Origin of the sequence: Bacillus sp. RC240 (assembly GCF_044907945.1) — a bacterium.
GTDB lineage: Bacteria > Bacillota > Bacilli > Bacillales > Bacillaceae_G > Bacillus_A > Bacillus_A mycoides.
Genome location: NZ_JBIYCT010000008.1, coordinates 190,949 through 204,210 on the forward strand (window position 1 = coordinate 190,949; position 13,262 = coordinate 204,210).

Below are 13,262 nucleotides of genomic sequence, written 5' to 3' on the forward strand. Positions count from 1 at the left end.
AAATCGAATCAGCATTCGAGCTTGTTCGTGTAGGAGTGTCAAATAGAAAGGAATGACAAATATGATAAGGAAGGGATCGTATGGATGAACAACGATTTTTGTTTTTAGACTTTGAGTTTACGATGCCCCAGCATAGAAAAAAGCCAAAAGGTTTTTTCCCAGAAATTATTGAGGTCGGACTCGTTTCAGTTGTTGGTTGTAAGGTGGAAAATACGTATTCATCGCATATTAGACCGAAAACATTTCCGTCTTTAACGGATCGATGTAAAAAATTTTTAGGAATTAAACAGGAAGTAGTGGACAAAGGAATTTCTTTTCATGAACTTGTTGAGAAACTTGCAGAATATGAAAAGAGTGGTAGACCGACAATTGTAACGTGGGGAAATATGGATATGAAAGTCTTAAAGCATAACTGTGAAATGGCGGGAGTAGAATTTCCATTCTTTGGACAGTGTCGTGATTTATCGCTTGAGTATAAGAAGTTTTTTGGAGAGAGAAATCAAACAGGGCTGTGGAAGGCAATTGAGGCGTATGGAAAAGCAGGAACAGGAAAGCATCATTGTGCGCTTGATGATGCGATGACGACATATAATATTTTTAAGTTAGTAGAAAAAGATAAAGAGTATTTAGTCAAACCAGCACCTCCGACATTAGGGGAACTTGTTGATTTTTCGAAAGTGTTAAAGAAAGTGAGTACACAGTAACGACCAAATTGCAAAATATGTAATTTGGTCGTTTTGTTTTTTAAAGTTTGTAATCTTGCTTCAATTGCTGAAGTGTTTCTAGACTACGCCCCGCAAAAGGTGAATCATCTTCAGAAAATGAATTCATTTGAGTTTCTAATGCTAATTTTAGTGACTCTGTATAATCCGGAATTTCTCCTTCATATTTCTTCACCATTTGCTCTGGAATGTTCGTCTGTTCACGAAAAGCTAAAGCACGTCTTTCATGGAAGAATGGTACGTCAGCTTGTTTTACATTATGTAAATCACCTTGCACTGGATGTTTTAAAACAGCTAGTACTTTTACGACGTAACTGCCAGGACGGCTATTTGTAATTTCGCCGATGTATTTTCCAGTTTTATAAATACCAGTAACGATTTCACCAATTTCAAATGTTTCTCTCATATTTTTCACCTCAAGTTTATAGTAAGGAAAGTATAAGAAGGAGTCAAAGAAATTAGTTGATTTTTGAATGTCCTTGAGAATATGACAGGCTTCAATTATAATTTAAGATGATAAAACAGAAAATTCTGATGTTTATTCTTGTCATAAATTCCCCGATAAGGAGTGTTCTATATGATGCCTTTATATTTTCCTGAAGATAAAACGGAGTATATTATTCCAGGTATTGTTTGCGTTCTATTTATCATCGGTGCGGTTGCTACGTGGCGTATGTTTATTCGTGTATCAAAACGAGAAGCAGAGCGATTACAGAAAGTAGAAGAAAAGCTTTTAGCTGAAAAGAAACGGTAATTCATTTTTGTATGTTTCCCTCTATGCTCGGACAATCTAAGGGCAGAAAGCATTTTGGAGGGAATTGAATGAAAAGACGGCTTTTTTTCAGTTGTTGTTTATTATTTCTAATGGCGGGTTGTGACCAAGGGAAGCCGAAAGAAATTGATGTGAAATTACATAATGCTTCAGGTGATGAAGTTGGGACTGCAAAAGTAGTTCAGCAAACAAGTGGAGTGAAAATTACGATTAAAGCGGAAGGCTTTACACCAGGACCACACGGGATACATGTGCATGAAATCGGAGAATGTAAAGCGCCACGTTTCGAATCATCTGGGAATCATTTTAATCCGGATAATAAAAAACATGGGCTCTTGAATCCGAAAGGTGCAGAAAATGGTGATTTACCGAACGTAGTTGCAGACGGTTCGGGAAAGATTAAAGCAGAAATCGATGCTCCGCATATAACGTTTGAAGAAGGAAAAACGACGATTCATAGAAAAGATGGAGCGTCTATTATTATTACAGAAAACGCTGATGATGGTATGACGCAACCAACGGGTAAATCTGGTGGCCGAATTGCTTGCGGTGTTATCGTAAAAAAAGTGTCGGATATGAAGAAAAAATAGAAGCTACCTTGAATGGTAGATTTTGTTGTAAAACCGCATGATAGTAAGTGGAATTATATCGATTTATCGAAAAAAAGGAGGCTATCCCAAAATCATTTTGGGATAGCCCCCTTTTTTGTTATGAGAATGTATGGTGTAGTCTGTTTAAAATTTCTTCTAAAACAGATCTAGGACAGCCAATGTTAATTCTTATATGGGCTTCTCCACCTGTTCCGTATTTCTCACCAGGATCAACGATGATTTTACCTTTCTCTTCAAGCAAGGCTGTTCGTTTATTTTGAGAAAGGTCCAAGTGGGAACAATCAATCCACAGTAAAAAACTGCCTTCTGGTTTAATTATAGAAAGAGATGGTATGTGATTTTGAATATACTCACAAGCAAATTGAGCGTTATCTTCAACGTACAATCGAATTTCATTTAGCCAATCATTACATTCTGTATAGGCACTTTGCATTGCTGTATAAGCAAATGTATTTAATCCGTGGAATCCTTGTCTATGTTGGATAGACATAAAGGCATTACGGAGATTTTCATTCGGAATAATAATGGTTGATGCTTGTAATCCAGCGATATTAAATGTTTTGCTCGGAGCCATACAAGTAATAGTGCGTGCTGCTAATTCTTCAGATAAAGAAGCAAACGGTGTATGAGTATGGCCTCTATAAATAATATCGGCGTGAATTTCATCCGCGACAACGGTTACATTATATTGCGTACATAACGTACCGAGTTTTGTTAGCTCCTCTTTCGTCCAAACGCGCCCGATAGGATTGTGAGGGCTGCAAAGAAGCATTAGTTTTACACCTTGTTTAAATTGAGTTTCTAGATGCTCGAAGTCTATCTTATATATGCCATTTTGTTTAAACAAGGGACTCTCACATAATTGTCTATTATTTGTTTTGACCATTTCAAAAAATGGTGGATAAATAGGAGGTTGTACGAGTACGGCTTCTCCTTCTTTCGTTATAGCTTGTATGCTCGTACTAAGAGCTGGAACGATACCTGCGCTAAATACAATCCATTCTTTTTGTATTTTCCAATTGTATTGGCTTTTCGTCCAATTACAAATGATATCCCCAATATTTTCAGGAGGAAGTGTATAGCCGAAAATAGGATGTTCTGTGCGTTTTTGTAATGCAGTTTGAATTGGTTTTGGTACTTCAAAATCCATATCGGCAATCCAAGCGTGGATGAGCTCTTCATTTTTATATGTATCCCATTTTGTACTATGCGTTCCGCGACGATTTACCGTTTTATGAAATAGTTGCATATGTTCGCTCCTTTCTTCTGTCAAACTGTTAAGTTATGAAAATTCTCACTCTTCTTATAGAATAGCTGATGTGATACGATAAAGAAAAGCATTAAAAAGTGAAAAGGCGGGAAGCAGATGGGTGCATATGACAAAATGATTGAGGTTGTGAAAAATTGGGATCCGTTTCAAATGGGACCGGAGTTTTATGAAACAGAAGCGAGCGATGTTGTAAACGTCGTAAGTGTGTTTGATGATCCGAAATACATCGCAAAGAAGATTCAACATATATACTTTATGTCTTTTGAAGAAGTACCTGCACTTGAAAAATGCGAAAAATTAGCAGTAGAGTTACTCGTACTAAAAGAAGGCGGAAGTTGTTCATTATAGGCTGTCGGAATTTACGACAGCCTTTTTGTTTATTTTCATTTGTGCGGATGGATTAAAGCTTCACTTTATCCCGCTATTTGCGGGCAGTAAGACTCCAGCCTCAAAATTCAGTTGAAGCAAAGAAGATAGGCGAGAAATCAAACTGCCCGTAAAAACCCCCACGGATTAAATCCTCACTTTATTGCGCCGCAAACGTAATAATTTCTTCATAAACATGATCGGGCTTTTCTTCAGGTAGTAAGTGCCCTGTATTTTCGTAAGAAATGAAAGTTGAATTAGGTAGGTCCTTATGGAGACGGTGTCCTACATGTACAGGGACGACGCGATCTTTTTCACCCCAAATGAGTAATACTGGGGTTTCGATTTTTTGTAATTCAGTTGAAGATAAGTCACCTTCACGGTCTCTTATCATTCGAGTTAAAGCAGGGAATATACGATCATCATAAAAAGGAGCAGCGTAGCCTTCCATCATTTCATTGTCAATTAATGAATGGTCATGAACGACATTCATTAAGTTATGGACGATGCCCCTTCGAATAATCCAGTTCTTCACGTATAAGTGGAAGAACGGTAAATAAGAGGAGTACAGTAAAGGTAAGTTTGCGCGTGCTAAATAACTAGAGCTACATAGTAAAATCGTCTTTGAAATTAATTCAGGGCGTAAACGGTTTACAAAGAGTGAAATTTGTCCGCCCATAGAATGGCCAACTAATACAATATTCGCGAGAGATAAATGTTCGATTAAATCGATAATAATAGCCGCTAAATTGTGATAAGAATATTTAAAGAGATGAGATTTATCACTTTTTCCGAATGGTGGTAAATCAAGGGCAATTACTGTACCTTCCTTTGTTAGTAAAGGAATGAGTCGTCGATAGCTAAATGAGGAAGAGAGGAAGCCGTGAACGAGTACGAAAGTAGGTCGTTCTTTTTTAGTATTATGTTCATACAATTCGTAATGAATAGTAGTCCCGCGAGTGGAAAAAGTGAAGTAAGGGCATTTGCATTCATGGTTCATTTTTTGTCACTCCATTGATTTTTGTTCATATCATCTCCCCGCAAGAAACAAAATATGTTAACAAAAAAAGGCAAGATGACATCGTCATCTTGCCTTTCGCGTATTTATAATTACCCACGCACAATATTAGGTGGTGTTTTTCCTTGTAATCCTGCTACTAAATTTTCAGCAGCTGTCATTGCCATTTGCTGCCGAGTTTTTAATGTTGCAGATCCGATGTGCGGTAAAGTTACAACGTTTTGTAATGATAAGAGCGGATTCTCTTTTTGAATCGGCTCTTGTGTAAATGTGTCGATGCCGGCTGCAAATATTTTCTTTTCTGTTAACGCATGAATTAATGCAGTTTCATCTACTGTTTTCCCGCGAGAAGCATTAATGAAAATTGCTGTTTCTTTCATTAGTGAAAATTCCTTTTCACCGATAAGATGATACGTTTCATCTGTTAATGGAGTAAGAAGAATAATAAAATCAGATTGTTTGATTAAAGTTTGTAAATCACAATATGTAGCATCAAATTTTTGCTCAGCTTCTTCTTTACGGCGACGGTTATAGTAAAGGACATTCATATCAAAGCCGAATTTCGCTCGTTTTGCGACAGCTTCTCCAATTCGTCCCATTCCGATAATACCAATCGTACTATGATGTACATCTAGTCCGAAGTGTTCTTTTCCAATTTCAGCGTTCCATTCACCATTTTTCACATAGGAATTGAGTTCGCAAACACGGCGACCGGCAGATAACATAAGAGCGAAAACAAGATCGGCTACTGTATCATCTAGTACGTATGGTGTATTCGTTCCGATGACATTTCGCTTTTCCATCGCTTGTAAATCAAAATTATCGTAACCGACAGAAATGTTGCTTACTACTTTTAAGTTAGGAGCCGCTTCTAATAATTCTTCATTAATAGCAGATCCAAAATTTAATAAACCATCTTTATCTTGTATTTTCTCTAATAGAACATCACGAGGTACCTTCTCATCTTGATCCCATTTTTCGAAATCACAGTGTTCTGATAAATAGTTTTCTACAAATGTTGGAACTGGTTCGGCAATATATACTTTTGGTTTCACGGTTCCATCCCCTTTCGCTTTATCACGCATTTTTCCGCTGATTAAAGTTTCACTTTACCCCGCTTTAACGGACAGTAAGCCTCCCAGCTCAAAAGCAGCTTAAGCAAAGAGGTTAGGTGGGAAAGCAACTGTCCGTAAAAGCCCGATTGGTGTGGGCTAATAATCAGCGGGTGAGTCTTTCCGCTGATTAAAGTTTCACTTTATTTTGACATAATTCACTAAAAAAATCTTCTTTTCAAACTGGAAAGGGTATTTGTATAATTTAGACACAACAGAAAAGGAAGGATGATTTATATGGTGACAGAGAAAGAATTGGAATTATTAGCTTGTCTTGAAAAGAATAGTCGTTTATCTGTAGATACATTAGCGAAGTTGTTAAATATAGAAGTAGAAGAAGCGAAAAAAATGGTTACGAAATTAGAAAGTGAAAAGATTATCGTGGACTATGTAACACATATCGATTGGACAAAAGTGAAAGAACATACTGGTTTAACGGCGATGATTGATGTGAAAGTTACACCGAAGCGTGGTGTCGGTTTTGATGCAGTAGCTGAACAAATTTATCGTTATTCAGAAGTAAAATCTGCGTATTTAATGTCAGGGACATACGATCTTTCTATTACATTAGAAGGAAAGACGATGGGAGAAGTAGCGATGTTTGTTTCTGAGAAATTAGCAACAATTGAATCTGTCGTTTCTACAACAACGCATTTCATTTTGAAGAAGTATAAACATGAGGGAATTATTTACGAAAAAAACGATGATGATAAGCGCATTGTGGTGACACCATGAAGCAATTTGACCTATCTAGAACGGCAGAATCTTTACAACCATCTGGTATTCGAAAGTTTTTCGATTTAGCAGCAAATATGAAAGGTGTTATTTCTCTTGGAGTAGGAGAGCCTGACTTTGTTACACCTTGGAATGTAAGGCAAGCATGTATTCGTTCTTTAGAACAAGGATATACGTCATATACAGCAAATGCAGGATTATTGGAGCTCCGTCAAGAAATAGCAAAGTATCTAAAAAAACAATTTGCAGTATCTTATGATCCGAATGATGAAATCATTGTTACAGTTGGAGCGAGTCAAGCGCTAGATGTAGCGATGCGTGCTATTGTAAACCCTGATGATGAAATACTTATTATTGAACCAAGTTTCGTTTCGTATGCACCGCTTGTTACGTTAGCGGGCGGGGTCCCAGTTCCAGTGGCGACTTCATTAGAAGCTGAATTTAAAGTACAGCCAGATCAAATTGAAGCAGCTATTACAACGAAAACAAAGGCAATATTACTTTGTTCTCCCAATAACCCAACAGGCGCAATGTTAAATAAATCCGAATTAGAAAAGCTAGCTGTTATTGTTGAGAAGTATAATTTAATCGTGTTATCGGATGAAATTTATGCAGAGCTCGTATACGACGAAGCATATACGAGTTTCGCGAGTATTAAAAATATGCGTGACCATACGATTTTAATTTCAGGGTTTTCAAAAGGGTTTGCCATGACGGGATGGCGTCTTGGGATGATTGCAGCCCCTGTTCAATTTTCAGAATTAATGCTCAAAATCCACCAGTATTCAATGATGTGTGCACCAACGATGTCTCAATTTGCAGCGCTTGAAGCATTACGCGGAGGAAATGATGAAGTAATTCGAATGAGAGATAGCTATAAAAAGCGTCGTAACTTTATGACGACATCTTTCAATGAAATGGGCTTAACATGTCATGTGCCAGGCGGGGCATTTTATGTCTTCCCTTCTATAGCTTCAACCGGACTATCTTCAGCAGAATTTGCAGAACAATTATTATTAGAAGAAAAAGTGGCTGTTGTTCCTGGAAATGTGTTTGGCGGGAGTGGTGAAGGATTTATTCGTTGTTCATATGCAACATCGCTTGAGCAACTTATGGAAGCAATGAAGAGAATGGAACGGTTCATAGAGAATAAAAAAAGGACAAAACACAATACGTTTTGTCCATAAAAGGGGGGGAATACTAGAAAGCCATGTGTTAGTATTCTATCCTAATATTGGAGAATTATACGTATTACAGGAAATTTTTTCGTGAATTTTGAATGAGTTCTATCAAAGTGGTATAATTTACTAATATAAGGTGGGAGTATCCTCGGTGTTTTACTTAGGATACTTACCACTAATCGGATATTTAACAATAAATACATCTGCTTTGCTATTTACAATTGTAGAGAAAATGGTAAACGTATGGGAGTGTTTCACATGTCAGAACAATATACAACGGGAGTGGTTGTAACAGGGAAAGTAACTGGAATTCAAGATTACGGTGCATTTGTAGCTTTGGATGCAGAAACACAAGGACTTGTGCATATATCTGAAATCACAAATGGGTATGTAAAAGACATTCATGACTTTTTAAAGGTCGGAGATACAGTAGAAGTAAAAGTACTTTCAATTGATGAAGAACACAGAAAAATGAGTTTATCGTTAAAAGCGGCGAAAAGAAAGCAAGGACGAATTCTTATACCGAATCCATCAGAGAACGGATTTAATACACTGCGAGAAAAGCTAGCGGAATGGATTGAAGAGTCGGAGGTAATAAAGTAAAAGAGGAACGCATATGAGCGTTCCTCTTTTACTGTGACTTATGATATATATATTTGCAAATATGATTGCATGCAATCATATTCGTATGTCGGAGGCGAAAAAGACATACTGACTATTGAATTTCATGTGTTTCTGGGTGAGTACCAAGATTCTCGGATGGTTTAAATAGTAAGCCGAGATTGATAAGCCCAGAAATACCAACGATGCCGTAAATAATACGTGCAAGAGCTGATTTCTGTCCCCCGAAAATAGCCGCTACTAAGTCAAACTGGAAGAACCCGATCAGTCCCCAGTTAACAGCGCCGATTACAGTGAAGACTAATGCGATACGTTGCAAGGTACTCATGAAAAGTCCCCCCCTTAATGTGAAGCGTGAGCAAGCAAGGAGTTAATAAGAAAATTTAACTCCTTTATAGAATGGTATAGTTTTGTTGTTTTTATACATGAAAAATGTACGAAAAACGATGTATATACATCTATACCGAAAAATCCGAATTTTATGCAAAAAATGAACTTTTTCTAAAAAATAAATAATGGTTACGTTTACAATTGCTGAATCGCTTGATTTACAACTTTAGTTTCGCTAAAGTGAATACAGAAATACATATACATAATTGGAGGGAAAAAGATGAGTACACATGTAACGTTCGACTATTCTAAAGCGTTATCCTTCATCGGTGAAAATGAACTAACTTATTTACGTGATGCAGTAAAAGTAACACATCATGCAATCCACGAAAAAACTGGAGCTGGGAACGATTTCCTTGGGTGGGTAGAGCTTCCGCTTCAATATGATAAAGAAGAATTCGCTCGCATTCAAAAATGCGCAGAAAAAATTAAAAATGACTCTGATATTTTACTTGTTGTAGGTATTGGTGGTTCTTACCTAGGAGCACGCGCAGCAATTGAAATGTTAAACCATTCTTTCTATAACACGCTTTCTAAAGAACAACGTAAAACTCCACAAGTGCTATTTGTTGGACAAAACATTAGCTCCACTTACATGAAAGATTTAATGGACGTACTAGAAGGTAAAGACTTTTCTATTAACGTTATTTCCAAATCAGGTACAACAACAGAGCCTGCAATCGCATTCCGTATTTTCCGTAAATTATTAGAAGAAAAGTATGGAAAAGAAGAAGCACGCAAACGTATTTATGCGACTACAGATAAAGCGCGCGGTGCTTTAAAAACATTATCTGATAATGAAGGCTACGAAACGTTCGTTATTCCAGATGATGTTGGCGGTCGTTTCTCTGTATTAACACCAGTAGGTTTATTGCCAATCGCTGTAAGTGGCCTAAACATTGAAGAGATGATGAAAGGTGCAGCTGCTGGCCATAATGATTTCGCGAAATCAGAACTTGAAGAAAACCCAGCTTACCAATACGCAGTAGTTCGTAATGCTCTATATAATAAAGGGAAAACAATTGAAATGCTTGTTAACTATGAGCCAGCACTTCACTACTTCTCTGAGTGGTGGAAACAGTTATTTGGTGAAAGTGAAGGAAAAGATCAAAAAGGTATTTTCCCATCTTCAGCAAACTTCTCAACTGACTTACACTCATTAGGTCAATACATTCAAGAAGGTCGTCGTGACCTATTCGAAACAGTTCTTAAAGTAGGTAAATCTACACACGAACTAAAAATCGAATTAGACGACAACGATTTAGATGGATTAAACTACCTTGCTGGTGAAACGATAGACTTCGTAAACACAAAAGCATACGAAGGTACATTACTTGCACATAGCGATGGCGGAGTACCAAACTTAATCGTAAACATCCCTGAATTAAATGAGTACACATTCGGTTACCTTGTATACTTCTTCGAAAAAGCATGTGCGATGAGCGGCTACCTATTAGGCGTAAATCCATTTGACCAACCAGGAGTAGAAGCATACAAGAAAAACATGTTTGCTTTACTTGGTAAACCAGGATTTGAAGAATTAAAAGCAGAATTAGAAGAGCGTTTAAAATAATGAAAAGCGATCGGGTCTCCGGTCGCTTTTTATTATTTTATTGAAAGGTACATCGGTATATTCAAACTAGAATGGGTATGCTAAAGGAAAAGTCTAGGAGGGATGGGCTTGATTCCGATTCAATCAAAATTAGAAGGATGTACATATGCGTTATATAAGTTAGAAGAGGTTATGAAACCACTTGGATATAGTATTGGCGGTAATTGGGATTATGATAAAGGATGCTTTGATTATAAAATCGACGAAGAAGAAGGGTATCAATTTTTACGCGTACCATTTACAGCGGTGGATGGGGAACTAGATGTGCCTGGTGTAATAGTCCGTCTTGAAACACCGTATATTCTTTCGCACGTATATCAAGACGAACTAGATGATAATGTTAATGCTTTAACAGCTGGAACGAGTGGATTGGATCAATTTGCGGAGCCGCAAGATCCAGATGGAGATGTGAAAAGAAAGTATGTCAATATTGGTAAAGTATTGGTACAAGAACTAGAAAATCATTTTTTTAATGGTGAATAACGATGAGTATGTCGCTTTCGATGAGAATGAAAGAATGAACTGGATTGATCATATATTGTTCGTCGCGCTTTACACCTAGTAAGAGAATGTTTTGCTTTAAAAGAGTATAGCTACAATTTGCAAAGGATTGTCCGGTGCAGGACGGGGGAATCTCCATCAGTTGTAATTTGTTATCAGAGATTTCATCGTAAAGTGAGAATAGTACACCTGAAATGGAAGGGAATAAAAGAGAAGCGGTAAATACATAGCTCGTTAATTTATTTCCTTCTATAATTTCTGATACGCCAGCTCTCGTTGCATTTTGGATTTGTTCAGAAGTAAGAAGTTCAGCGATGCAGTGAATGTTTGGATTAAGTCCTTTTGCAGTTAAAATATTTAAAATGGACTGTGTATCTGCTAAGCTTTCGTTCTTCTCTTTATCCGCTGTTATTAATATAGTGTGAGCTGTTGTAATGTTAGCTTTTAATAAAGTTTGATCATGATGCGGACAACCTTTTATAAATTCTAAATGATGAAATGGCTTTGGAAGTAAAGAAAGTGTTTCATCAATTAAAACGATATCAAGGTTCGGTTGTAATATGTGCATTTGTTTTACAACATGTTTTGCACGCTCATTCCAGCCAACGATAATCATATGACCATTAGAGGTAGCAGCTGCTTCACCCTTAATTCTCATATATTGTTTATTAATCATGTCGGTAGCGAATAGAACCATATAATAAGAACAAAATCCCGTTCCTAATAAAATAATACATATACCAATAAGTTTTCCTATCGTTGTATGGGGGGCGAAATCGCCGTATCCAACGGTGAAAATGGTAACGATTGACCACCAAACCCCGTCGAACCATGTGGTGAAGTGAGATGGCTCTAATATATGTATAAGAAAGCCGGAGAAGGTAGTAAGTACAATAATAAAACAAATTAAACGAAAAATAATGGAATCACGAAATGTATCTACTAAATTCGGACGGGATTTCAAGTTCCTATTCCTCCTTACTTTTCAGGACTACATTCATTGTTACCATTATAGAAAAAAGAAAAACTCTCTAATTAAAAAGAGAGTTCATTTCATAATTAATACATACTTTCAACTTCAGTTTGTTGAACACTTTCAAGATGCTGAAGAGCATAATAAACATCAGCAGTATGTCTTTTTTGATCGATAGACAATTTTAAATGTAAATAGTGCGAACCATTTTCCAATGTTTTGAGCTTCATGTTCTTAACTTTTATATCCATTTCTTTTATTTCTTCAATTACGGTCGGGATATTGTCCATATTTCGTACAACGAGTTTCACTGCGATATCACGTTGGCGAAATGATCTAGGACCGACGTATTTCATCGCTAATGGTATAAGTTCTACACTAATCATAAGGAAACACATTCCGAAAATAGCCTCGATATAGAAACCAGCTCCAACGGCAATGCCGATGCCAGAAGCACCCCAAATCATAGCGGCGGTCGTTAACCCCGCAATACTATCGTTTCCTCTGCGTAAAATTACACCGGCACCTAAAAACCCAATTCCTGATACAATTTGAGCGGCAAGTCGAAGTGGATCCATATTCATATGATCGGTATGTGGTAAGTTGTAAGCTGCTTTAATAGAAACAATAGTTAGGAGGCAACTAATAATAGAAATAACTAAACACGTTTTTAAGCCGAGTGGTTTACGTTTTAATTCGCGCTCTAAACCGATAGCGAATCCTAAAATAGCCGAGAGACCTAGTTTTATTAATAAGTCGGTGTAGTCCATGTATATTCCTCCTTGTATGATATGGTATATGAATAAAACGTTTATCCCACTATTTGCGGGCAGTAAGCCCCGCCTCAAAATTCGCCGAATGCGAGAAAGTTAGGTGGGAGACGACTGCCCGTAAATGCCCGATTGGTGAAGGCTAATAATCAGTGGGGGATGAACACCCCCCACTGATTAAAGTTTCACTTTATATAGAAAGAAACGTTTTTTGACAGAGTGACTTTCTATAGAATATATGTAGGAATTACTTAGAAATGAAAGAGATGTTTCGTTTAAGTATATGATATTAAAAAAGAAATGTAGTTGGTTTCAAAAAAGTTTTCAAAAGGTGTTGCATTTCATTTTTTCACATGATATATTAATAAACGTCGCTGATGCAGAAACGCAGAAAACGACAAAAAAGAAATTGAAAAACATAGTTGACATCGAAAAATGAAGATGTTAATATGATGAAGTCGCTTCTGAAGCGGCAGATAAGTTCTTTGAAAACTGAACGAAACAAACAACGTGAACGTCAATTTTTATTTTTAGATGCTAGACAAACTAACTTTATTGGAGAGTTTGATCCTGGCTCAGGATGAACGCTGGCGGCGTGCCTAATACAT

At 37.0% G+C, this 13,262-nt stretch carries 16 protein-coding genes; 9 read left to right on the top strand and 7 right to left on the bottom strand.

The genetic code is table 11. The features are described from left to right. Nucleotides 1-80: 80 nt before the first annotated feature. On the top strand, nt 81-704 hold the full coding sequence (gene kapD, locus ABH955_RS22710; RefSeq protein WP_404491689.1) for a 3'-5' exonuclease KapD: 624 nt from the start codon (nt 81-83) through the stop codon (nt 702-704). A 40-nt stretch (nt 705-744) separates the two neighbouring features. On the opposite strand, the gene kapB is transcribed toward kapD, so the two are convergent. Further along, a complete protein-coding gene (gene kapB, locus ABH955_RS22715; RefSeq protein ID WP_001209324.1) occupies nt 745-1,128 on the bottom strand; it encodes a kinase-associated lipoprotein KapB in 384 nt (127 codons plus the stop codon). A 171-nt stretch (nt 1,129-1,299) separates the two neighbouring features. On the opposite strand from kapB, the gene ABH955_RS22720 reads away from it, so the two are divergent. Together ABH955_RS22720 and ABH955_RS22725 are read left to right on the top strand one after the other, a co-directional pair. Continuing rightward, nucleotides 1,300-1,476 carry a hypothetical protein gene (locus tag ABH955_RS22720; RefSeq protein WP_000982764.1) on the top strand — a complete coding sequence of 59 codons (177 nt, stop codon included), beginning with the start codon at nt 1,300-1,302 and terminating at the stop codon, nt 1,474-1,476. 68 nt (nt 1,477-1,544) lie between these two features. Further along, nucleotides 1,545-2,084: a superoxide dismutase family protein gene (locus tag ABH955_RS22725; protein ID WP_404491690.1), complete on the top strand. Its 540-nt coding sequence runs from the start codon at nt 1,545-1,547 to the stop codon at nt 2,082-2,084. Nucleotides 2,085-2,202: 118 nt separating this feature from the next. Here ABH955_RS22725 and ABH955_RS22730 read toward each other — a convergent pair whose 3' ends face one another. Then, nucleotides 2,203-3,354 carry a MalY/PatB family protein gene (locus ABH955_RS22730; RefSeq protein WP_404491692.1) on the bottom strand — a complete coding sequence of 384 codons (1,152 nt, stop codon included), beginning with the start codon at nt 3,352-3,354 and terminating at the stop codon, nt 2,203-2,205. Between the two features lie 117 nt (nt 3,355-3,471). Here ABH955_RS22730 and ABH955_RS22735 point away from each other — a divergent pair, with 117 nt between their 5' ends. Beyond that, complete coding sequence (locus ABH955_RS22735) at nt 3,472-3,723, top strand: YugE family protein (protein ID WP_002015854.1); 252 nt, start codon at nt 3,472-3,474, stop codon at nt 3,721-3,723. A gap of 178 nt (nt 3,724-3,901) precedes the next feature. Here ABH955_RS22735 and ABH955_RS22740 read toward each other — a convergent pair whose 3' ends face one another. Both ABH955_RS22740 and ABH955_RS22745 read right to left on the bottom strand, forming a co-directional pair. After that, nucleotides 3,902-4,741 carry an alpha/beta fold hydrolase gene (locus ABH955_RS22740; RefSeq protein ID WP_113938633.1) on the bottom strand — a complete coding sequence of 280 codons (840 nt, stop codon included), beginning with the start codon at nt 4,739-4,741 and terminating at the stop codon, nt 3,902-3,904. A 110-nt stretch (nt 4,742-4,851) separates the two neighbouring features. Continuing rightward, on the bottom strand, nt 4,852-5,844 hold the full coding sequence (locus ABH955_RS22745) for a 2-hydroxyacid dehydrogenase (RefSeq protein ID WP_404491694.1): 993 nt from the start codon (nt 5,842-5,844) through the stop codon (nt 4,852-4,854). A gap of 264 nt (nt 5,845-6,108) precedes the next feature. On the opposite strand from ABH955_RS22745, the gene ABH955_RS22750 reads away from it, so the two are divergent. From ABH955_RS22750 to yugI, 3 genes are all read left to right on the top strand, one after another. Then, on the top strand, nt 6,109-6,606 hold the full coding sequence (locus ABH955_RS22750; protein WP_113938635.1) for an Lrp/AsnC family transcriptional regulator: 498 nt from the start codon (nt 6,109-6,111) through the stop codon (nt 6,604-6,606). Continuing rightward, nucleotides 6,603-7,793: an aminotransferase gene (locus tag ABH955_RS22755; RefSeq protein ID WP_404491695.1), complete on the top strand. Its 1,191-nt coding sequence runs from the start codon at nt 6,603-6,605 to the stop codon at nt 7,791-7,793. The genes ABH955_RS22750 and ABH955_RS22755 overlap by 4 nt, the downstream gene beginning before the upstream one ends. 252 nt (nt 7,794-8,045) lie before the next feature. Next, nucleotides 8,046-8,390: a S1 domain-containing post-transcriptional regulator GSP13 gene (gene yugI / locus ABH955_RS22760; RefSeq protein ID WP_002015848.1), complete on the top strand. Its 345-nt coding sequence runs from the start codon at nt 8,046-8,048 to the stop codon at nt 8,388-8,390. Nucleotides 8,391-8,502: 112 nt separating this feature from the next. Here yugI and ABH955_RS22765 read toward each other — a convergent pair whose 3' ends face one another. Next, entirely contained in the window at nt 8,503-8,736 is a 234-nt protein-coding gene (locus tag ABH955_RS22765; protein ID WP_002089278.1) for a DUF378 domain-containing protein, read from the bottom strand. Nucleotides 8,737-9,018: 282 nt separating this feature from the next. Between ABH955_RS22765 and ABH955_RS22770 the strand changes: the two genes are divergently transcribed. Then, nucleotides 9,019-10,371 (top strand): glucose-6-phosphate isomerase, encoded by a 1,353-nt coding sequence (locus ABH955_RS22770; protein WP_002015845.1) that lies wholly within the window; start codon nt 9,019-9,021, stop codon nt 10,369-10,371. A gap of 108 nt (nt 10,372-10,479) precedes the next feature. Further along, nucleotides 10,480-10,893, top strand: a complete 414-nt coding sequence (locus ABH955_RS22775; RefSeq protein WP_002131278.1) for a YugN-like family protein — start codon at nt 10,480-10,482, stop codon at nt 10,891-10,893. Here ABH955_RS22775 and ABH955_RS22780 read toward each other — a convergent pair. After that, a complete protein-coding gene (locus tag ABH955_RS22780) occupies nt 10,880-11,875 on the bottom strand; it encodes a potassium channel family protein (RefSeq protein ID WP_002167466.1) in 996 nt (331 codons plus the stop codon). The genes ABH955_RS22775 and ABH955_RS22780 overlap by 14 nt on opposite strands. 95 nt (nt 11,876-11,970) lie before the next feature. Continuing rightward, nucleotides 11,971-12,654: an MgtC/SapB family protein gene (locus tag ABH955_RS22785; protein WP_002034530.1), complete on the bottom strand. Its 684-nt coding sequence runs from the start codon at nt 12,652-12,654 to the stop codon at nt 11,971-11,973. Nucleotides 12,655-13,262: the final 608 nt, after the last annotated feature.

What these genes read in the sequence shown, in the direction of transcription:
- yugI (WP_002015848.1), top strand. Translation starts at nt 8,046, where the DNA reads ATGTCAGAACAATATACAACGGGAGTGGTTGTAACAGGGAAAGTAACT.
- ABH955_RS22745 (WP_404491694.1), bottom strand. Translation starts at nt 5,844, where the DNA reads ATGCGTGATAAAGCGAAAGGGGATGGAACCGTGAAACCAAAAGTATAT.
- ABH955_RS22740 (WP_113938633.1), bottom strand. Translation starts at nt 4,741, where the DNA reads ATGAACCATGAATGCAAATGCCCTTACTTCACTTTTTCCACTCGCGGG.
- ABH955_RS22725 (WP_404491690.1), top strand. Translation starts at nt 1,545, where the DNA reads ATGAAAAGACGGCTTTTTTTCAGTTGTTGTTTATTATTTCTAATGGCG.
- kapD (WP_404491689.1), top strand. Translation starts at nt 81, where the DNA reads ATGGATGAACAACGATTTTTGTTTTTAGACTTTGAGTTTACGATGCCC.
- ABH955_RS22720 (WP_000982764.1), top strand. Translation starts at nt 1,300, where the DNA reads ATGATGCCTTTATATTTTCCTGAAGATAAAACGGAGTATATTATTCCA.
- ABH955_RS22750 (WP_113938635.1), top strand. Translation starts at nt 6,109, where the DNA reads ATGGTGACAGAGAAAGAATTGGAATTATTAGCTTGTCTTGAAAAGAAT.
- ABH955_RS22765 (WP_002089278.1), bottom strand. Translation starts at nt 8,736, where the DNA reads ATGAGTACCTTGCAACGTATCGCATTAGTCTTCACTGTAATCGGCGCT.
- ABH955_RS22770 (WP_002015845.1), top strand. Translation starts at nt 9,019, where the DNA reads ATGAGTACACATGTAACGTTCGACTATTCTAAAGCGTTATCCTTCATC.
- ABH955_RS22755 (WP_404491695.1), top strand. Translation starts at nt 6,603, where the DNA reads ATGAAGCAATTTGACCTATCTAGAACGGCAGAATCTTTACAACCATCT.
- ABH955_RS22785 (WP_002034530.1), bottom strand. Translation starts at nt 12,654, where the DNA reads ATGGACTACACCGACTTATTAATAAAACTAGGTCTCTCGGCTATTTTA.
- ABH955_RS22735 (WP_002015854.1), top strand. Translation starts at nt 3,472, where the DNA reads ATGGGTGCATATGACAAAATGATTGAGGTTGTGAAAAATTGGGATCCG.
- kapB (WP_001209324.1), bottom strand. Translation starts at nt 1,128, where the DNA reads ATGAGAGAAACATTTGAAATTGGTGAAATCGTTACTGGTATTTATAAA.
- ABH955_RS22730 (WP_404491692.1), bottom strand. Translation starts at nt 3,354, where the DNA reads ATGCAACTATTTCATAAAACGGTAAATCGTCGCGGAACGCATAGTACA.